The following is a 21,968-nucleotide window of genomic DNA, read 5'->3' as shown; positions in this document are numbered from 1 at the left end:
TATTGTAAAATATTTTCTCAACGTGACAATAACACCATTTAAAAAGCCAAAAACACCAGACCAACCGTCACTTTTACTAAATTATTAAATTAAAATCATCACCTATAATTATTCACTTAGTTAAAACAGAGGAATTAGCCATACTTTAATGCTAGGTTTTATTTAAAATATTATACTCTACGCACAACTGTCAGCCTTGATAAACCACCAGAACTAATGACTATTTTGATAATAAAAAGGAGTGTGCGAACTCCTACCGCAACCCTTCTCACCATTGCCTTACTCATTTTTATTAGCGTGTCGCTTTCTCACCACATCCTCACTCCCTTGGATAGACTGCCTACCGTTAAGCCTTTGGAGTTTAAGAATGAGGAAGTTCAAGCGCCTTTTGAGATGGGTACTCTTAGACAAAAAATCACCATAGGTGTGGTTGAGTACTCGTTTGTCGCTTCATTGTTAAAATCAGGGATAAGTCAAAAAGAGATTAATTTGCTATTGGCCCTTATTAAAAGTAACTTTAATATTATTGATTCAGTTAAGAGAGATGACCATTTTATCTTAAGAACTAAGTTAAATAGTAGAAATGAAACCTATATTAGTTCTTTTTACTATTTAGGTAGTAAAACCGATTTATTTATTATCAATGATGGGCAAGGTAACATATTTGATGAACATGGCGTGTCAATAAAAAATAAACTCCGATTTTCAGATCCCTTTGATAAAAGCTACAGAGTAAGCTCTGGCTATGACTTAAAACGAACACACCCAGTAACTAATATAACGACTCCGCACTTAGGCACTGACTATGCAACACCAGTAGGTACACCGGTTCGTAGTATTGCTGATGGTATCGTTTTAAAGTCTCGTTACAACCGTTTTGCGGGCAACTACATTAATATCCGCCACACAAATGGCTCTGTATCACGCTACCTACACTTATCTCAACGCAACGTCCACGTTGGCGAGAAGATCAGCCGAGGACAAGTGATAGGAAAAACGGGTAACACAGGAAGAACAACAGGGCCGCATTTACACCTTGAACTGCACATCAATGGTATTCCGGTTGATTACGAGCGATACATTCAAAAGCACCCAAACACTGACGTTAATATAGAAATGCTGATTGCAGCGAGAAAAGAAAAAGCAGAATTAACAGCGGAATGGCAACGGTATAGACAGTCAAACCGGCAATAAAATACTTCGGTTCGATCTTTCTTCATTTATCTGAAGCGAGTCCTCGTAACCCTCTGAGCGCTTCAAGACCTGTCGCCACTTTCCAAGTTCAGGACAAAAAAGAGCCGCTATATGCGGCTCTTAATGATGCGAATCTTTGTTTGCAGCCCATGAGTTAATATTTTTGTGGGCACAACTGAATGTAGCAAACTTGCTGGCACGTAACACGCTTAGACTTCAGAAAAAGCTATCGTCCTCCAGCAAGAGCTTTAATGGTTCAGCATCCAACTGCTGTTGATCGCCTCTCCCTGCTCATCAAGTTTATGAATAATATAGTCGATAAACACTTTTACTTTCGCGGGCACAAACTTACGACTTGGATAGTATATATAGACACCTTGACCATCGGTTCTTTGAGGTTCAGAAACCAACATCAGTTTACCTTGCTGTACTAAGTCTCGAGCAAGATATTGGGGCATCAGTGCAACCCCTGCTCCTAAACTCGCTAAAGAGGCCATCGCATAACCATTGTCTACTGTCACTTGATGTGTAGGACTAAATTCTACTAATTGCCCATCTAAAGGCATCGTCAAGGTAAGCAAGCGCCCCGATTGTTTATAGCGGTACATTATCCATTTGTGCTGGTTAAGCGCTTCAACACTCTGAGGCCGACCAAACTTCTTTATGTACTCCGGACTGGCAAACATACCCATATCAATAGGACATAATCGCCTCGCAATCAGGTTGCTGTCATTTAGTCTCCCGCTTCGAATAGCAACGTCCATCCCACTCTCCAATATACTGGTGTATTCATCGGAAAAGCTAAGATCCAGCTTCACTTCAGGGTAACGTTCGCAAAACTCTGGAATCAGCGGAGTTATATAGTTTTGCCCGAACGATAAAGGAAGGCTGACACGAAGTGTACCAAACGGAGATGCAATACTTTGATGAAGCTGCTCTTCACTACTTTTGAGCAAGTTGATCACTTCTCTTGCCGTCTCAAGGTAGTTAAACCCCGCTTCAGTGAGCTGGAGTTGACGTGTTGTACGGTGCACTAAACGAACACCCAAATCCTGTTCTAGGCGAGCAATCGCTTTACTAACAGTAGAAGGCGACTGCCCTAATTGATTCGCGACTGCTGTAAAGTTCCCTAAGTCCACAACAGATACAAACAACTTTATTAATGACAGCTTATCCATAACGCTCACAATTAATGAAAAATAATCACATCTAATATGACAGAAAAAGTATTTTTGTGTCATGCAAACTTTTCTAGTATTTCGGAAAAGCATACCTAGCTATGGATATTTCTACTGACCTCAGAGACGACAAATAAAGCCAACACCATTAACTCTACACTCAAAATGCTCAGGCTTACGGCATTTTCTCCAACCTTTAATTCCATTGCATCTCATTAAATGCAATGAAACATACTGAACCTGCTCTAACACGGTAAGAGGTTTTAATGACAAGAATTCAACTTAAACGCGAAGTGATCTGTTTTGCTGGCGATTCTGGAGATGGTATCCAATTACTTGGAGAACGCTTTTCAGACAACTCGTCGAAACAAGGAAACGATGTCATGACGTTACCTGATTATCCAGCTGAGATACGGGCTCCGGCAGGAACCACATCTGGAGTATCGGCTTTTCAGATGCAATTTGCCTCAACAGAGATTTATACTCCTGGCGACGATTTTTCAGTCTTAATCGCTCTGAATGCCGCTGCATTAAAAACCAAAATCTCACAACTCGTTGAAGGCGGTTTGGTGCTTATTGATCTCGATGGTTTTAATAAAAAAAACCTTGAGCTTGCTGGCTATGAATCGAACCCATTGAGCGATGGTAGCCTCGCAGATTATCGCGTGATTAGTGACAGTTTTACGCGTTTAACCGTTCAATCTCTTTCTGAGTTAAACATAGCGCCTAAAGTAGTGAAACGAAGCAAAAACTTTTTTATGCTTGGTATTGTTTTATGGATTTACAGTCGTCCGCTAGAACCGACCATTGAATGGCTAAATAATAAATTCGCTGACAATCCGCAAGCGAGAGAGGCAAATACTTTAGCCATAAAGTCAGGATTTAATTATGCCGAAACAACCGAAATATTCAGCGACTGTTTTCAGGTTGCTCCCGTAGCAGATAAAGCAGGCTTGTATCGCACTGTTTCAGGGAACGAAGCATTATCGCTTGGGTTAATATGCGCAGCAGAAAAACTCCAACGCCAGCTATTTTTGGGCTCGTACCCCATAACACCCGCCTCAGATATTCTACACACGCTATCAACCTATCAACACTTTGGGGTTACGACATTCCAAGCAGAAGATGAGATTGCAGCTGCTTGTTCAGCTTTAGGCGCATCTTATGCTGGCGGTTTAGGAGTCACATCAACGTCTGGCCCTGGATTATGTTTGAAAGCAGAGACCATTAACCTTGCCGTAATGGCGGAGTTGCCAATGGTTGTTATCAACGTACAACGTGGAGGCCCCTCAACTGGTCTACCGACTAAAACAGAGCAATCAGACTTGCTTTTGTCTTTGTATGGTAGAAATGGGGATTCACCACTCCCAGTGTTGGCTCCTGCCTCTCCTGCAGACTGCTTTGACATGGCAATCGAGGCCTGTCGAATTGCTACTACATTTATGACGCCAGTGATCTTATTGAGTGACGGCTACTTAGCAAACGGCTCCGAATCTTGGCTCGTGCCCAACCCTGATGAGATTAAGCTCACTGCCGAGGCAACAAAAGCAAACATAAGCCCGTTTTATCCCTATGCCCGTGATGACGTGTATTACAGCAGAGAGTGGGTCACGCCTGGAACAAAAGAGAAAATGCACCGCATTGGAGGGTTGGAAAAGCAAGCGATTACAGGCAACCCTTCTCATGATCCTGAAAACCACCAGCGCATGACTGATGAAAGAGCAAAAAAATAAATAACATCTGCCATTTCATCCCTAAACAAACGCTAACAGGCAGTACTCAAGACTCACTGCTAGTGCTAAGTTGGGGAGGCACGCAAGGTTCTGTGTCGACCGCAATTGAGCATCTGAGAAAGCAAGGCGCATCGGTTGCCCACGCCCATATTAAGTATCTAAACCCGTTTCCAATCAATTTGGAAGAGATCATTAGCCAATTCAAGCATGTGCTTGTTTTTGAGTTGAATAACCAACAACTCGTCAAAGTGATTCGCTCACAATATGCCATTTCGGCACGCTCCGTAACCCAAGTTAAGGGGTTACCATTCAAAGTTCACGAGGTCATTGAGTCTATTAACCACCACCTGAAGGAAATTAAAAATGACGACTAAGGTACTCAACCGCAAAGATTTCGCTTCTGATGTTGAAGTCAAATGGTGTCGAGGCTGTGGTGATTTTAACGTATTAAAAACGATGCAATCCGTTCTAGCACGATTAGGTCGAACTAAAGAGAACACCGTATTCATCTCAGGGATTGGCTGCTCATCTCGTTTTCCTTATTATCTCGATACTTATGGATTTCATACGATTCACGGCCGTGCCCCTGCCATCGCTACTGGTGTAAAAGCGAGCAATCCAGAGTTAGATGTTTGGGTCGTAACCGGCGATGGTGACGCACTGAGTATTGGCGGAAATCACTTTATTCACGCGATTCGACGCAACCAAGACATTAAAATTTTGCTTTTTAATAATGCTGTCTATGGACTGACCAAAGGCCAATTTTCCCCGACAAGCGAACAGGGCTTCATTTCTAAGTCGAGTCCTGAAGGCTCTCCCGATCAAGCGCTTAAACCTCTGGCATTAGCAGCATCCGCAGGTGCTACGTTCATAGCACGAACATCAGACAATGATCCTACACACATGACGATGGTGTTAGAGGCAGCCGCCGCGCATTCCGGCACTGCTGTGGTTGAAATCCTACAAAACTGCGTCATTTTTAACGATAAAGTGCACGAACCTTACAACGGCCCAGCTAATAGAAGCGAACATCTACTTTATCTCTCAGATAATGAACCGTTATTGTTTGGTAAAACACACTCAAAAGCGTTGATCAATAGAGGGTTTGGTTTCGAGATTGTCGAATCAGAGGCCCCGAACCTTTTGCTCCACTCCAGTCAATGCGAGGAGTCATACTATGCTTATGCGCTTGCTAACTTGAGCTATCCAGACTTTCCCGTACCCGTGGGCGTTTTTCGTTCAGTGACTCGACCTACTTTTGATCAGGTCATTCGACATCAAAAACACCAAGCAACTCTAAAATATGGTCAAGGCGACTTAACCGAATTGCTCAAACAAAACAGTTATGAGCGTCTCTGCTAACAATTGAAAGTGCCAGCTATTGAGGTAACCTTCCCTGCAAAGATGAAACTAAAAGGTTTCCGATTCTAGTTGGCGACTTGCTGAATGATGAGTTGATAAGGAAGTGTGGTGGTTGCAGAGATCCATCACACTAAAAAGAGGCTCTATAATGAGCCTCTTCTGTTTTTTAAAATAGTGACATCGTCACTCTTCTGAATGGTTTCTATCGTATTCAGCGCTTGCCTTTTTCAGCCCTTCTAAATCGTCTGAACATAACAACCTCTTCAGACTGTCGATTTTCTTATCAGGCCAATCATATATCCTAAGGGCGAGCAGTTCGTCTATCGTCTCGCGAGAAAAGCGATATTTGATATGCTTAGCTGGTGAGCCTGCAACCATGCTGTAAGGCTCAACATCTTTCGTCACCACGCTGTTTGCCGCAACGATTGCTCCTTCTCCGATAGTCACACCCGGCATTATCATGGATCGCATACCGAGCCAGGCACCATCGCCAATGTGAGTATCTCCTTTCCCGACGTACGCTTCTTCAATAAAGTCCATAAATGGGTACAAGGAGAACCAATCAGCTCTATGTGTACTATTTCCCCCATAACAATCACAACTTCCGCTGCAATGCAGACAAAGTCACCTATATGTAACTTATCAATCTTCCATTTTGGTTCCCAATCTCGGCTGAACTCATCGCCTTGTAGATATCTTACAACGGACTCCTCAAAACCGACGTCCCAACAATCACTGTAATAACTATGTTTACCTTTAATCGTTATATTTGGGTTCGTAACAACTTCATGTAGCAAAGTCACCTTAGACCAATGCTTAGTTTTCATGAATACTCCTATAAATACTATCGAATAAAACACTGCAGATAGTATGTATCTAAATAAGCTCTAATAATTACGTAGTTCCTATTACCACTAAAATTTACTTCACCACCGAGCTAATAATATTGTAAGCAGCCTCTACTCTTTCTGCATTAGGGTAGTTTTTATTCGCTAGAATCACTATGCCTATTTTTTCAGAGGGTACATATGCAACATATGCCCCAAAGCCACCTGTTGAACCCGTTTTGTTATACCAAACGTCACGACCGAGAGTACCGGATACACTTGCTTGAACCGGTTTAGCGTTGAGAATTACATCGCTGGAGTTACCCTTCAATAATTGCGAAAGTGAAACGGGGTAATCATAACCTTCCCATCCTACGGCTTGTGTAAACGTGTCGGTATCAAAATACTTAGTATGAGTTCGCTCTAGCGCATTTTCTATATCAGAATTAAGTTGCGCTTGACCCATATTTGCTTCGATATATTGAAGCATATCTAAGCTTGTTGATTTAATACCATAGGCTTGTGCATCAAGAATACCTGGATTAACTCTAACGGGTTTTCCCTCAGAACTATAACCAAAAGCATAGTTGTTAAGCTGATCCTTTGGTACATCGACAAACGTATTGGTCATACCGAGCTCAGGTAGGATGACGGTTTCCATCATTTCCGTATAGTCTGACTTCATACTCAAAGCACCGATGTAGCCAAATAGACCAATACTAGGGTTTGAGTACTTCCTCTTAGTACCGGCTTCGTACTCCGGCTTCCACGTTTTGTAGTACTGCATCATTTCAGCGTCGTTCGTTACTTCGCTAGGGAATTGTAATGGTAGACCACCTGCAGTGTAGGTTGCGACATGAACTAGCTTGGTATTACCCAGAACACTATTTTCTAATTCTGGAATATAATCTTTGACCTTGTCATCCATATTCAACTTACCTTTTTCTTGGGCGTACCCAGTCAAAGTAGCGGCAAAAGTTTTACTGATAGAGCCGAGTTCAAAAATAGTGTCGTTAGTGACTAAACTCCCCTTACTTTCGTCAGCGAAACCGTAATTGTAAAAATAACGCATACCATCAATCGTTACTGCAACAGCCAACCCCGGAATGTCGTATTCGTTCATTAATCCTTTAGCACATTCATCAACTACGCTCTTTAATTGACTGCTAACCGTTAACTCCGTTTTCGCAAACGTGACGAAAGAAGTGAGCGATAAAATTGCCACCAAGGCATTGTTTAATTTCATTGAACCCTCAATTTTTAATTTTCACTTATAATTAATTTCTAGTTTGTTCCAAGGCTTTTAGCTTTTTATATAAAAGTAATCCTGACTTGAAGAACTCCAATCGTTAACCCCCGATGAATAACACTGTGTCTTCAAATTTTTAGTGCGATATAAACAGGTTTAAACCTGATCACCGTTGATAGGTAGGCCGATTAGATACGAATGTAAGTGACATCCGTTTGCAAGATGGGGAAATAGTGTACTCAATTACGCTTTCTCCATATCACGATAACGGTATACTAGGTAGATATACTTGGTATATACAGATCCACATCCTCACAACGCTTTAGAACCACTTTTCAACGTCTACAGAGAAAACGATGCCATTTTCACTACACTTCGAAACTGGAAAAGTCACCAGCCAACAGCTTTATTCCGAGATATACCAAGGGATATTAGAAGGCAGATTACGATCAAATGAGAGATTACCGTCGACTCGCATGTTGTCAAAAAAGTTAGGCATAGCAAGAAACACTGTCATTTCGGTGTATGAGCGACTTCAGTTCGAGGGGTGGATAGTAAAAAAGGCAGGGTCTGGCACGTACGTAAGTAATGCTCTAGAACCAAAGGTGAATAAAGATAAGAGACCAATAAAACACTACCAACTAGGGGTGTTTGGCACTAACGCCGCGAAGAAGCCAGAGATCATCGCACCAAAGAATCTAGACTATGACTTCACTTTAGGCGTTCCTGATCATCAGAGAATAGCAAAGCATATTTGGCGACACTCAAGACTGAGTAGGCTCAATGCATTAACTCCAGAGTTTGCACATGGTGGTGATTTGCAAGGACTATCTTGTTTACGAGAGTCTATCTGCGAGTATGTAAGACATTCGAGAGGCGTAATCTGTGATCCTGAAGACATCATCATTACGCAAGGGTGCCAGCAGGCAATAATGACGACTCTCCTTACATTACTCTCTCCGGGGGATCTCGTGTCGACGGAAGATCCAGGATATCCTGTTTTTCGAAATCAAGCTCGATTGCTTGGCGCGCAAATAGGCTCCGTGCCGATGGACGACCAAGGTGTTGTCGTTGAATCAATCCCTTCTAATACCAAAATTATTTATACAACGCCTAGTCATCAGTTCCCTTTAGGCTTTAGCTACTCAGTTGAAAGGAAGTTAGAACTGCTGAGATGGGCAGAAGTTAATAACGCAATCATTATCGAAGATGATTATGATGCGGAATATCACTATCTCAATACCAGTAAGCAAGCTCTCAAGTCACAAGACAAAAATGACTGCGTCGTTATGATAGGCAGTTTCTCTAAAATACTATTTCCCGGCATACGCATTGGCTATATGATTCCGCCAAAGTCTTTAATAGAGCCAATTTCAAATATGTTATGGCACTTGGGAAGAAGTACATCTGTGGTGTCTCAAATCCTACTTGACGAATTCATGCGTGACGGTCATTTCTCTCACCATTTACTCAATATGAATAAAATCTATAGCAAAAAGTATCATAAACTCACTCAATTAATTGACAACATAGATTGCTTACAACGTATTCCAAGCCAAGGTGGATTGCATATAGCATCTGAAGTATCGGGATGCGCGACACAAATGGTGAATAAGCTTGCTTCATCAAAAGTAGCGGTTTACCCATCATCGCATTTTTCTATCAACAATCATTCTAATGCCATCTTATTTGGATTTGGCATTATCCCTACCCCAAAAATAGAAGAAGCGTTTGATATTATTCAATCAGTATTAGATTAAACCGAGATAGTAGCAAGTATCTCATCCTAAAGCAGATATAAAATTGCCCCTTCAAAAATGTCATAAACTTAAAGAGTCATAGACTTATGAAGAGGCAATATCAAATTATCGTTTAGGTATCAATTTATCGTCTTGTTATCACCAGCAGAGTCAGGGCAACTGCAAGCTTGGAACGCTTTTCAACCCAATAAGGGTTCACTACGAATTGTGGCTCTCTAACCCGCTTGGTTTGGCTTCAGCCCAAACACTATATTTCTTCGACTGTAAACGTACTAGGTTCAAAGTAAAGCGACGTATCACGCTGACATTTTCAGCGCCACCAGCAACCCTATTACGTAAATCATCTTCTTTTAAGTTCACATCGCGCTTCCAATGAACCTTATTTTTCTAATATACAACAGATAGTAAGTTCTGCTTAACACTTCATCAAAAGACTATCTTGCCCTAGATGTTAAAGAAGAAAAGACTTCAGGATAATTAAGGATTTATTATGGACTATTGATCTACATAATAAAGATCACAATCACCGCATTAATCTCCAGTAATTTACCATACCGCTTCATGACCGCTTAGGATACAAATTATCGAAAAATACCAAACCATAAGTTAATACGCTGCTAACGGATCAAAAAAATAACGAAGTTGTAGCGCAATTATATCTACATCATTTTCATGTAAAAAATAACGAGCGCCTTGGACACCGATCTCCCAATTATCTGAGAGGTTGTAGCCAACTTCTGCACCAATATATCCATCAAAACCATCCACTTCCGTCGTTATCTTGCTGCCTTGATACGTACTTTCAATATCGGTATCCCAAAACAAGCCCCCCAAACTCAGTTTTGCGGACCATGAATTGTATTGCCAGAACTTATAACCGATGTCGAAGCCTATGCCCTTAACAAGGAGTGGTGCTATAGATGCGACACTAACGTGATAGTATTCTGGTGAAGTAGTAGCACTACGCAATGTTGCACTACCTTCACCCATATCAATATAACGGATAGTTCCTGACCATTGCTCAGAAAAAGCATATCCAAACCCAATAGAACGGTAGAGCCCGGTGTTGTCAGTAGAGATTACGTTATCACCTTTAACAGCATCACGCTCATCTGCATGGCTTGATCCCATTTGAACATCAACATACCAACCAGCTTGACTACTAAAACTAAACACAGTAATTAGTGCTAGAGCACTGTTTCTTCCATAACGTTTCATGGCTCCTAACAAAATCAAAAGCATCAACATCATGCCACCCAATGATCCTGCTGAAGTATTTTCAACCTTTACATCTCTTACCAACTTAACTGTCACTATAACTTTCCCTGTGTCTTGCAGGCCTTGACTATCTTGAATGATATATGTCAACACATCATTGCCTTCAAACCCTGAGGTAGGGGTATAGGTCACGCTCTGATCTGCATTCATGACCACCTGCCCATACTGCGCTTGGACTGAAACCAACTTCAATGTGTCGTTATCCGGATCGGTATCGTTAGCAAGGACATAAACCGTGACAGGGATACGATCATCGGTGGTAATATTATCGTCCACCGCATTCGGATTCTGACTGTTTACCACATTCACCGTCACCTTCGCCGATCCCGTGCCACCATTACCATCCGTTACGCTATAAGTGATCAAAGCCTCCCCGTAGTACTGTGGTTGAGTGACATAACTTAGTTTATTATCAACCACACTAACACTACCAATATCTACAGAAGCGCGACTTACCTTCAGCCCATCACCATCAGCATCGGTATCATTGCTCAATACATCGAGCGTCACCGTACCATTGAGACTAACAAACGCATTGTCGTCAATCGCTTGAGGGAGTGCATTATTGTTTACACGAGCGGCAACGACGCCAGGGTCAACGACACTGCCATTAGCCAATCCGTCATCATCGTTCGGACCACCGTCTTCAATGGTAAGTTGTACACACCAGTCACCTTCAGTCAGACCCTGTGACCATGAACTGTGCCCTGGTGGCGGACAATAACCAGCCTCGCCAGCACTAGAAGAAACTGTGTTTTGAGCATCCTCAATAAAGTCTATCCACCCCTGTTCAGCGTTATACTTTCGGTACACTGCATTTGCTGGAACAGGTAAACGCTGAGGCAAAACTAATTGATAGCTTTGGCCAGGCAGCGGCAAATTAGTTACTACAAAATCAAAGATTCCCCCGATGCTCTTCATGTTGATATCTTTAGGAAGCTCCTCATCTAGCAATAAAGCTCCTCCTGTTGTGTTAGTCAGAATGGTTATTCCTTTGCGTAAACAGACACCTGGCTGCCCCTCAATGAGGAAGCGATCTTTTTCTGACACAACCTGTTGAATTACGTTACAGTCAGAAATTGCGTCAAGATAGTCAGGAATGCCATCACCATCACTATCATTATGACCTTCTTGATCATCCGGGATTAAGTCGCCATCACTATCTTCACTTCCGAGCTCCGCCAATGTTTGTACCACTTCTAAATAGACATTCCGTGTCACTGATAATGGTGGAGTGCCATTGTCAGTCACTGTCAATTGCAAATTGTAAATCGCTGAACTCAGTAATTGCGGAGAGAAAGTCAATGTTTCGCTGTACATCTGCCCCGCAATCGCTTGGTTAAGTACATCGCTATCACTACTCCATCTGAAACTGTGTATATCTGACATATTTGCATCATTAACACTGCTTGTGATTGTGACCGGTTCAACACCATTTTCAATTTGGCTCCGCTGCTCCCCCGCCTGAGATACACTTACCGAGACCTTCGGAGCCACATTCTCTTCAAAGATTGTCAAGGTGTAACGACTCTTACTACCTAGATTAAGGGTGCTGTCCAAATCAATCACTAAGGTTTCAACGCCTTCACTTTGTCCATCATTAAGTAGTTCGAACGAAAGTTTGCCTTCGGTACCACTAGTTATCACCACTTCGCCAGAGGTGAGTGTGTGGTCATCACTGTCTGTGCTTCCTGAAACCGTGTAAGGTACGACTACTGGGTAACTCGGCGAAGGGCCGTTAAGGTGTATCGTTACGCTATGGTTGGTGCCTTCCGTGGTTTGCGCATCTTTGGAGATACTTATCAGTGGATACACTGTTACCGTTTGACTAGCCTCAGCGACGTTTCCATCAGAGTCTTGAGTACGCCAATAGACCGTATTAGTTCCAGGTCGGAAGAAGGTCGTGCTGTCGACCAATGAAACAGGTAATAGCTTGCCTGTACTATCTCGGGCCACGGCAGAGCCTAATGCAACTTTAGTAAAGAGCGAACTTGCGTTCACTTCGATATCTGAAGGTGCGGTTATTGTTGGTGCGTCCAATTTCGCACTTTTAATTGTCACGATTGCTTTCGCGGTGGCCTTTCCTCCATTACCATCTTTCACACTGTATTGCACTGTCACTGTACCAATTGAGGTCGTTGCCAATTGGATTTGACTGCCCACAATCGTTGCCGTTCCAGATGTAGGTTTAACCCATTCCAGTTGTAATGTGTCTAGATCAATATCGCTGTCGTTGCTGAGTACATCCAATAAGTAGCTACCATCGTTACTCTCGGTAAAGACATAGGTATCATTAACTGCCATTGGTTCATCATTGACGTTGATTACCGTGATGCTAAACGCTGCTAGAGAAGCGCTTAACTCACCGTCAGAGACACTAATAACAATATTATTGGTGCTGCCAACATGCTCATTTTCCGGCGTACCACTTAGCAACCCAGTAGCTCTATCAAAGGTTGCCCATGATGGTTTATTGCGGATTGAAAAGCTCAAGCTACTACTATCAACATCCGATGCCTGCAGCGCAAAGCGATACGTACTGCCTTCGTTGACAGTAAGAGCAGGAGTGCCACTGATCACTGGCGCGTCATTGATATTGTTAACAACAATACTGAATCTATTGAGCATTGTGGTCGTGAGACCATCAGAAACCGAGATAACAATGCCTTGATATTTGCCAACATCACCATTATCCGGTGTACCACTGAGCGTGCCTGTTGATGCATCAAAGCTAGCCCAAGATGGCTTGTTCACGATACTGAAAGTAAAGGCTTGGCTGTCAACATCTGACACTTGTGGCGTGAACAGATAGGCGCTGTCTTCATTCACTTGTGTTGCTGGTGAGCCAGAGATAACAGGTGCATCATTCACGTTATTCACAGTAATCGAAAACGCTGACAATGAGGAAGAAATAGTACCATCGGATACGCTAATCACGATATCTGGATAAGTACCCACATCACTGTTACTTGGCGTGCCAGAAAGTGCTCCTGTTGTCTTGTCAAATGTAGCCCAAGGTGGCTTGTTAGCTATCAAGTAGGTCAGAGTATCCGCTGGGTCATCGTCCAATGCCGCGGGCACAAACTGATACACACTATCTTCATCAACTTGCGCCGATGGGGTACCCGTAATCACTGGCGAGTCATTAACGTTATTCACCGTGATGGTCACTAATGCCACTCCAGAGGTAAGTTCTCCGTCACTTACGCTGTAAGTGAAACTGTCCTGACCAAAGAAGTTACTGTTACCCGTATAAACCGCGTGATTGCCTGTGACGGTAACATTACCGTTGACTGGCGATGTTACAATTTGATAGCTCAAAGATGAGCCTTCTGCATCGTTACCATTTAAAGTAATGATCAGCGGTATCTCTTCCTCTCCAGTAGCACTGATATCGGTCGCGGTTGGTGTATCGTTGACTGGATTAACCGTCAAATCGACACGAACCTCTGTCGAGTCTAGATCACCGTCGTTGACCTTGAACAAGAAGAAGTCGGAGCCATTGAAGTTCGCTTCTGGTGTATAGCGCCAACCATTATTGGTCAACTGCTCTAGCACGCCATGACTGACTTGCTCAGTGATAAGATACTGCAGAGTGTCATCATCGTTATCAATATCTGAACCAACCAGCGTGATCACCAAACTATTGTCTTCATCAAGCGTTTGTGACTGTGCTTGCGCCATTGGTGCGTCGTTGACTGGTGTTACCGTCATGGTCACTGTTGCGACGTTAGATACAGCACCTGCTAAGTCTGCCACCGTATAGGTGAAGCTGTCTTCACCGAAGTAGTTCTCATTGGGGTTGTAAACAATCGCTCCTGACGCCGTCACGTTCACACTGCCATATGCTGGCGTATCAACGACTGTGACACTAGTGAGTTCAAAACTGTCTCCAACATCGGCATCACTATCATTGCCTAATACGTTGACCTCGAAGGAGCCTCCTCTAGTAGTTGTGCACTGTTATCAACAGCAACGGGGGCATCATTCACTGGCGTAATATTGAGCGTGACGGTTGCTGGCACGGAGACTGCTTGACCACTATCGGTTAACGTGTAGGTAAAGCTATGTTGACCATTAACGTTCGCTGTTGGCACAATCTTTAAGGTCCCATCGGTATTGACACTGACCGTGGCAAAACTGTATCCCCCCTCTCCTTGACCAAGATCTTGTAGGGTAATACTACTCGCGGTGAATGACCCATCTTCGATATCACTGTCGTTACTTAAAACATCGAGTGTCGATATGACATCTTCATCAAAGGTAAAACTGTCTGCCTCCGCCACTGGTGAGTCATTGACGGAACCGATATTGACGTTGACCGTGGCCGCGAGAGAAACGCCGCCTTCACTGTCTGCGATCGTGTAAGTAAAACTGTCGCTACCATTTTCATTCGCATTCGGCGTATATACAAAAGTGCCTACAGCTTGATCAATGGCGACTTGTCCTTTTTGAGGCAAACTAACTAACGCTAAATCACCCGTTGGGATGCCATCTTCAACATCCTTCGCTTGACTGCGCGCGGTGACTGCTGCGCTTGCGGTATCTTCGTCAGTGTTAATGGTCAGCGCTTTCGCGACTGGCGCATCATTTATAGCCTTGATAGTGACGGTTACTGTCGCGTCTTGTGACTCCTGTAACAGGGCATCTTTCACGGTATAGGTAAAGCTATCCGTGCCTGTCTCATTACTATTTGGCGTATAGGTAACAACGCCGTTGCTGATCGACACCTGACCTTTAATTGGTTGCGTTTTAATCGTTGCAGAAGAAGCGACCATGTCATCATTAATATCGGAATCGTTGGCTAACAGATCAAATTGTTTCGCCGTATCTTCCTCAGTCGAGAAGCTATCATCAACTGCCGTTGGCGCGACATCATAGCGTTTAGTCACCGTATCCGTCACTGCATCAGATGCATTGCCTGCGGCATCGGTTACCACCACGCTTACTGTCAGCGTCCCCTCTTGCAAACCAGTGACGTCAATGCCCGTTACTTGCATGGTCTCCGAGGAGATTGTTTGACTAGCGCCGTCAATGGTCGTGGTACCGTCGGTCACGCGATAAGTGAACATCGCATTCACTTCAGCTGCTGCGAAGGTAAAGCTCATCGCCTGTTCGTTGGTTTTGTTAATGCTCTCCTGATCAATGCTGATGCTATGTCCAGTCGGGATCCCCGTATCCACTGAGATCAACAACTGAGTCGCTGCAGTATTGAGGTTGCCAGCTGCATCGCTAAATTGCTCTGCTGCAACATCAATAGTTGCATCCTCAGTGCTTTCTTCTGCAGGTGTAAAGGTAGCCGTGTAACTGGCGCCACTGCCCGCAAAGTTAGAAAGAGTTCCGCCAGCAACGGTCACATCGGCTTCGGCAAAATCAGTGGAAGCTTCACTCAAGGTAAACGTGAGTGTTGCCGTTTCATCCGCTTTCAGCGCAGCGCTGGAGCTAGTGATACTGACGGTTGGAAGCATAGTATCGACGCTGATGGAAAGTGGTGTTGCTGCACTATTGCTGTTACCAGAGGCATCGGTAAATGTGTCGGTGGCAACATCAATGGTGCCGCTCGCCACACTCTCTTCCGTTGGTGTAAAGGTCGCCGTGTAACTGCTACCGCTGCCCGCAAAGTTGGACAAACTGCCGCCAGTGACGGTGACATCAGACTGGGCAAAGTCACTTGATGACTCACTTAAGGTAAAGGTAATGGTCGCCGTTTCGCCAGAGATCAAATCGAGGTCTGAGCTGCTCAAAGAAACAGTTGGCTGCACGTTATCTAACGTAAATGTTTTGCTAGCTGCACTGGAGGTGTTGCCCGCAGCATCGCTCTGGCTAGCCGCGACCGTCAGGGTGCCGTTGTTAAACGCACTTACATCAAACTCACTGCCAATAGTCGTCCAAGCCCCGGTGTTGTCGGCCGTCACCGTGCGACTGACAGAGCTGTTATTGTCCGTGATGGTCACGGTCACGCTGTTGCCAGCTTCCGCGCCGGAGCCAGCAATCAGTACGTCGTTGTCTTCTGCCGCATTGACGATGCCATCAGTTTCAATCGGCGTAGTGATGATCACAACAGATGGGGCTGCATTGTCCAGGGTAATGCTCTGGGTGGCGGCGGTGGAAGTATTACCTGCGGTATCCGCTTGGGTTGCAGACACCGTCAGGGTGCCGTTGTTAAACGCACTTACATCAAGCTCACTGCCGCTCAACGTCCAGTTGCCTGAGTTGTCGGCCGCCACTGTACGACTGACAGAGCTGTTATTGTCCGTGATAGTCACGGTCACGCTGTTGCCAGCTTCCGCGCCGGAACCGGCAATCAGCACATCATTGTCTTCTGTCGCATTGACGATACCGTCGATTTCAATCGGCGTGGTGATGGTCACAGCTGATGGGGCTGCATTGTCCAGGGCAATGCTCTGTGTGGCTGCGGTGGAAGTATTACCTGCTATATCTGCTTGGGTTGCAGACACCGTCAGTGTGCCATTGTTCAGGCCACTGACATCAAGCTCGCTGCCGCTCAGAGTCCAGTTGCCTGAGTTGTCGGCCGTCACCGCACGACTGACAGAGCTGTTATTGTCTGTGATAGTCACGGTCACACTGTTACCTGCTTCCGCGCCGGAGCCAGCGATCAGCACATCGTTGTCTTCTGCAGCGTTGACGATACTGTCAGTCTCAATCGGCGTGGTAATGCTCACTGCGGATGGTGCTATTGTATCAATGGTGACACTTAACGCGTTGGATGCCGAGCTAACATTATCATCGCTATCAGACGCTTTAGCACTTATTGCATGTGTAATACCAGACGCCAACTCATTGGTTGTTATCTGCCAGTTTCCTCCAGTAGCAGTGCCTGTGCCAATAACCGTTGCACCTCCACCGACTTGATCACTGTATAAAGTAACGATCGATCCACTCTCGGAAATCCCACTAAACGTTGGAGTAGTGTCACTGGTAATATTATCAGTATTTAATGATCCGGTATCCGAACTAGCATCTAAATCGGGTGTAGATGGCGCATTTGGCGTGGTATCGACCGTAGTAAAGTTAAATGTGGCATCATCGCTGATCCCAGCAAAGCTATTATTTGCGGTGTCAGCCACGGCACTAGATTCAATATGAATGGCGTAAGTCCGGTTTCCTATCAGATCACTGGTTGGGTTTAAGTAAACTTTATCGTTGGTAACACTGATGCGGCCAGCGCCTGGTGAAGTTGTTGTGCCATCGTTTTCGGTGGCAACATTAAATACTTCAAAATCGCGACTGTCTGTAACATTACGAATGGTAATATTGCCGCTCTTCAGCTCAATATTCTCATCAAAGGCAATCTCGATGTTGTTGCTAACAGAAACATTGGTTGCATCATCAGTGGGGGTTGAGCTCGCACTGACAAAAGTAGGCGCGGTTGAGTCTGAAACCGCAGCGTCATCAATCTTGATACTTTTGATAAGATAACGAGAGTCAGCACCCGGACTTCGGGTAAACGCCATAGTCACTGTATCAACGTCCTGCCATGCAGAATCAGTAAAGTCTGTACCACGGGTCAGGGTAAACAAATCCTGTAACCCTGAGTTTGCTTCACCACCTTTTGGCAAGGTGACAGTTTCGGTCACTGTTTGAGTATCATTAGAGAAGCCAGTTAACACAAGTTGATACGTTTTATCTGAGTCTCGGGCCGACCCCTGCATAAAGGTAATTTCGTCGAAACTGAAGTTAGTACTTGATCGCTCAAAAAAGCGGAAGCCACGATTGTTGAACTCATTAATCATGGTATTTGAGAAAAAAACACCAGCTACAAACCCGAGGTCATTTAGGCCAGTAAACGGAGTGCTATCAGTGCTATTGCCGGCATCTAATACCATAGACACAGCACCTGCACTGGTAAGAGTGACCGAGGGCATACCCCCAGTGACGCCTGTCTCCACCTCACTAAAATTGGAACCTGAACCATTAGAGTAGTTAATCGTTTGCTGTGCGGCCCAGACTTCACCGGAAAAAACGCTGAGGACACCCATGCTGTTGTAATTGCGATCGCTACCTGACGACGTAATCTCATTTTCCTCTCCTGAATATGACGGCCTTATCAACATAGCCGGGTTATCATAATCAACTTAAATATTTAATTTTTTATAGGAAAGGATTAGCGAAAGTTTCAGCCAATTCTTTCTTGGTTGATTAGCTGCGCGGTGGGTATACTCCCGCAGTGGCAATTAACCAATTAATCGGCAATACCGGGCTCAAAATATTAAGTGGCGCTGAACCGCCTGTTTCAGTCACAGTTACAGTACCTCCTTCCGAGCCACCACCAGACATACTTAAGCCTTCGATCTCAGTCAAATCTGGTTGCTGAAACGTCGGTTTATAGAACCCGGGGGTAGAGTTTTGCGCTATATACGAATTACTATCGGGGACCTGTGTATTTGCAGCATTGGTAGCAACCTGCATCCTGCCTGTTACAGGTGCAGCAGTGCCAAGAGGGGTAAAAATTGCCGTATGTAAGTGTGCTGGCATTTGGGTTATATCAATAGTTACCAGTTCAGTACCCAATCTTTCTCCCTGATGATAATCCATCCCCCCAGGTCGTGTGCCTACACCAACTGGACTGCGGCCACGCAAATCAGGTAAACCAAAGGTAGTTCGGGCGTCACCTCCGTATAGAGTGCTAACTAGAGAGAAGAGTGCTGGATTATCTTCAATTGCCTGCATTTGCCCCGAGCACATTGCCCAATTTCTAATTGCAAAATTGCCGCCAAATGCGGTTAGTGTCCCAAGATACGGTTCTGTAGCCATACTGTTCTTCCTTTTAACGTATACACTTAAGTTAAAACCAACCCATAACGTAATTGGTGTGGTTGGTTAAAACTTTCCAATCTCGCATTACTAAATACCGTTACGGGCTTCATTAATGCCGCAAAGAGCCGTATTGAGATATTTCTTTACTCGCAGGCTGAAGCGTGCTGAAGCAATGACATCCCAGCGTCCAGCCCAGCCATTTGCGCGTAGCGATAACCCGAAAACACGCCTTGCTGTGTAGCAATAACATCTATTGATATTGCGCTATCTAACGTTTTCACTTGCAACCCATGTTGTGGGCTGATCTCGAGAATGCTCCCCGCCTCAACACCGACTAAAGAAGTCTCCATTGCGCTTGCTTGCAAAACATTGGCGACACCATTTGGCAAGCTCAACATCGCACCTCCTAAGTCATGATTGCCTGCTCGCACTAAATTGACGATTTCGCGACTCGTTTGCACGTTCCAACGAATGTGCAGATCATGTTGGTTTACTGCTCGTGCCACCTCGTTGGGGGTTGATACTTGCTCACGCCAAACCAGCCCTTGCTTTTGTTGCGCGATGAGGAAGTCATACATCAGCTTAGCCGTCATTTGTGACGCTTTTTGCTGAGCACTGGTTAAGGTCTCAAACGGGTGAAATGGTACCTCTAACTCCATTCCTATAGCGCCGGAATCAGCCGATGCCTCAAGACGATGCAGGGTGAGGCTAAAGGTGTCTAAACCGTCTCTTAATTGCCAATAGAGAGGCATCGGGCCTCGATACTCGGGCAGCTTTCCCGGATGAATGTTGTACAAGTTTCCGTTGAAAAACTGACACAGCGAGGAATGAACTATGTGCCTGAACAAATAGATGACGCCATCCGTGACTCGCCAAGCATCGAGTTGCGCTATCAAAGCACTGCTGTCATTGGCGGTATACTGAGCAATATGAATAGATTGAGCGCTCAGATAGCTCTGTAGCTGCTGTAAGTCAGGATTTAGTTCTCCTTCCGGTACTACCACGCCCGCCAATTTATGCTGTTGTGCCAACAACTGAATGATGGGCAAGGCGTAACAACTTCCTGTAAAAACGACGTATTTTTGCTGCATATCGAAATCATCCATGGGTGGCGACAAAACCTGGCAATCCGGTTAACTGATAATAGAAACTGACCTTATCCCCTCCCTTCGCTTCAAAGTAATGGTGTTCAACAGCTGTGGGCTTGGCATCCACATAAAAAGTCATGTCGGGTTTAGGATGGGTAATACCAGAGTCGTATTGTCCGACCATCGCATCTCCGTAAGTATCGATATGGCTGTAAATGGCGAGGATACGTTTTGCCATATCTGGCACATCTTTCGGCAGCTCAATGGTGTTGCCTTGCAGCATTTTTATTCCACCATCTAGCTCAAAAATCTCGCTTTTGAGCAACATGGCTTTATTGACGTTAAGAATTTCTCCCAGATCAATTCGATCATCTATCGCTTCCGGTTGGCAATGGTTGGAATGTGCATACTCTGCTTTTTCCCATTGTTGATTAAATTCCGTCTCCCCGATGACCATCATGGCGCGCACAGATACCTGATTGGGGATCATTTCGCCTTGAATATGTAAATATTGAACCAAATGTTTCGCGATGCTGAGGAACCCTTCCCGACTAAAGCCATGCTGCATCGCTTCAAGTATCAGGAGATCAAACGTTTGAGTTGGCGAAAATTGGGTAGCATCTTCTTCCACTAAGGCTTCAATGTAGTCTGCGATATCGAGATCCGCGATCAATTGATTGAGTGCTTTAATCGCTCCGGGGTGAATATCTACTAGTGTCACCTGAAGCTGCTCTGCGCTAATCCGATCACTTTGTTTGTAGTGAGCAAGTAAAGGCAGCAGCAACGGTGCAAAGGGGCCGCAAGCTGGATAAAGCACTTTAACCTGTGACTTGTTGGCAAGCATTTGTTGGATAGCTCTGTTTGTACCACACGCAAAGCCTTTAATTCGGTACACATCTTTGATGGTGTGTTTACAGTTAAGTGGAGACATCACCAGCCCAGATGTGGAAATGTACTGTCGGGTCAGTTCCTCTTGAGTGAGTTTAGCCAGAGAAAGAGATTGGCAAGCGTTGCCATACATGCTCTGAAAGGCTTGCACCAGTGTTCGGTGCTCAACTTTCGTCTCCTTCAATACGAGCTCAACTGCCGCAGCGAAACTCTCTTTCAGTTGCCGTTGGCGTTCAGCCGTGCTGAGTTGGTTTTGGAGCATAGCCTCAAGTTGAGTCCGTAATGAGTACTTAAGCAGCTCATCCATTTCAGGTTCAGCAAAACCAAACTGTTGAGTTTGTTGCTGCACTTCTTCAACACCGACCGTCTCACGAGATTGAGGACGTTGCTGGTAGAATTCTATAGGTGAGCCCTTTTGCATAATTCATGAACCTCAATTGCCGCTATAGCAGTAGTTAATGATGTAAACAAGCCTGTACTTGAGAAAAACATACGCCATAAGCTCGGCGTTATAATATCTGAGCTCACGGATCTAATTTCATAAACCGTACTGACAAAATTGGGCAGAAAAATTGAGATAAAAACAGTTCCAATTCTGGAAATTCAGAGAGTAGTAAATAGTTAGGGTAATAG

At 44.6% G+C, this 21,968-nt stretch carries 13 protein-coding genes and 2 pseudogenes; 5 read left to right on the top strand and 10 right to left on the bottom strand.

The features are described 5' to 3' along the window. The first annotated feature begins 216 nt into the window (after positions 1–216). The gene (locus P4S59_RS19265; protein WP_337168881.1) at positions 217–1,194 is read left to right on the top strand and encodes a M23 family metallopeptidase; all 978 of its coding nucleotides are present in this window, start codon (positions 217–219) and stop codon (positions 1,192–1,194) included. A 248-nt stretch (positions 1,195–1,442) separates the two neighbouring features. On the opposite strand, the gene P4S59_RS19260 is transcribed toward P4S59_RS19265, so the two are convergent. Continuing rightward, the gene (locus P4S59_RS19260) at positions 1,443–2,372 is read right to left on the bottom strand and encodes a LysR family transcriptional regulator (protein WP_337168880.1); all 930 of its coding nucleotides are present in this window, start codon (positions 2,370–2,372) and stop codon (positions 1,443–1,445) included. 266 nt (positions 2,373–2,638) lie between these two features. On the opposite strand from P4S59_RS19260, the gene P4S59_RS19255 reads away from it, so the two are divergent. The 3 genes from P4S59_RS19255 to P4S59_RS19245 all read left to right on the top strand — a co-directional run bounded on the left by P4S59_RS19255 (position 2,639) and on the right by P4S59_RS19245 (position 5,467). Next, positions 2,639–4,105: a 2-oxoacid:acceptor oxidoreductase subunit alpha gene (locus P4S59_RS19255; protein WP_337168879.1), complete on the top strand. Its 1,467-nt coding sequence runs from the start codon at positions 2,639–2,641 to the stop codon at positions 4,103–4,105. A 62-nt stretch (positions 4,106–4,167) separates the two neighbouring features. After that, the gene (locus P4S59_RS19250; RefSeq protein WP_337168878.1) at positions 4,168–4,479 is read left to right on the top strand and encodes a hypothetical protein; all 312 of its coding nucleotides are present in this window, start codon (positions 4,168–4,170) and stop codon (positions 4,477–4,479) included. Then, a complete protein-coding gene (locus tag P4S59_RS19245) occupies positions 4,469–5,467 on the top strand; it encodes a 2-oxoacid:ferredoxin oxidoreductase subunit beta (RefSeq protein ID WP_085343961.1) in 999 nt (332 codons plus the stop codon). Before P4S59_RS19250 ends, P4S59_RS19245 begins: the two co-directional genes overlap by 11 nt. Positions 5,468–5,650: 183 nt before the next feature. Here the strand turns inward: P4S59_RS19245 and P4S59_RS19240 are convergent. After that, a pseudogene (locus P4S59_RS19240) lies at positions 5,651–6,294 on the bottom strand (CatB-related O-acetyltransferase). A gap of 94 nt (positions 6,295–6,388) precedes the next feature. After that, positions 6,389–7,540, bottom strand: coding sequence for a class C beta-lactamase (ampC, locus tag P4S59_RS19235; protein ID WP_337168877.1), 1,152 nt, complete (start codon positions 7,538–7,540; stop codon positions 6,389–6,391). A gap of 359 nt (positions 7,541–7,899) precedes the next feature. On the opposite strand from ampC, the gene pdxR reads away from it, so the two are divergent. Further along, positions 7,900–9,303 (top strand): MocR-like pyridoxine biosynthesis transcription factor PdxR, encoded by a 1,404-nt coding sequence (pdxR, locus tag P4S59_RS19230; protein ID WP_337168876.1) that lies wholly within the window; start codon positions 7,900–7,902, stop codon positions 9,301–9,303. Positions 9,304–9,501: 198 nt separating this feature from the next. On the opposite strand, the gene P4S59_RS19225 is transcribed toward pdxR, so the two are convergent. From P4S59_RS19225 to P4S59_RS19195, 7 genes and pseudogenes are all read right to left on the bottom strand, one after another. Beyond that, positions 9,502–9,663, bottom strand: coding sequence for a hypothetical protein (locus P4S59_RS19225; protein ID WP_256965049.1), 162 nt, complete (start codon positions 9,661–9,663; stop codon positions 9,502–9,504). 246 nt (positions 9,664–9,909) lie between these two features. Continuing rightward, a complete protein-coding gene (locus P4S59_RS19220; protein WP_337169201.1) occupies positions 9,910–13,209 on the bottom strand; it encodes an Ig-like domain-containing protein in 3,300 nt (1,099 codons plus the stop codon). 30 nt (positions 13,210–13,239) lie between these two features. Further along, a pseudogene (locus P4S59_RS19215) lies at positions 13,240–14,478 on the bottom strand (tandem-95 repeat protein); the annotation flags it as partial. Between the two features lie 20 nt (positions 14,479–14,498). Then, positions 14,499–18,656: a beta strand repeat-containing protein gene (locus P4S59_RS19210; RefSeq protein ID WP_337168875.1), complete on the bottom strand. Its 4,158-nt coding sequence runs from the start codon at positions 18,654–18,656 to the stop codon at positions 14,499–14,501. A gap of 85 nt (positions 18,657–18,741) precedes the next feature. After that, positions 18,742–19,356 carry a phage tail protein gene (locus P4S59_RS19205; protein ID WP_337168874.1) on the bottom strand — a complete coding sequence of 205 codons (615 nt, stop codon included), beginning with the start codon at positions 19,354–19,356 and terminating at the stop codon, positions 18,742–18,744. 146 nt (positions 19,357–19,502) lie between these two features. Further along, positions 19,503–20,450 (bottom strand): formyltransferase family protein, encoded by a 948-nt coding sequence (locus P4S59_RS19200; RefSeq protein WP_337168873.1) that lies wholly within the window; start codon positions 20,448–20,450, stop codon positions 19,503–19,505. Positions 20,451–20,457: 7 nt separating this feature from the next. Continuing rightward, complete coding sequence (locus P4S59_RS19195) at positions 20,458–21,756, bottom strand: hypothetical protein (protein WP_337168872.1); 1,299 nt, start codon at positions 21,754–21,756, stop codon at positions 20,458–20,460. Between the last annotated feature and the right edge of the window lie 212 nt (positions 21,757–21,968).

Origin of the sequence: Vibrio sp. M60_M70 (assembly GCF_037162085.1) — a bacterium.
Lineage (GTDB): Bacteria > Pseudomonadota > Gammaproteobacteria > Enterobacterales > Vibrionaceae > Vibrio > Vibrio diabolicus.
The sequence above is the reverse complement of the archived record's forward strand: the minus strand, read 5'-3'. Positions and strand labels throughout refer to the sequence as shown.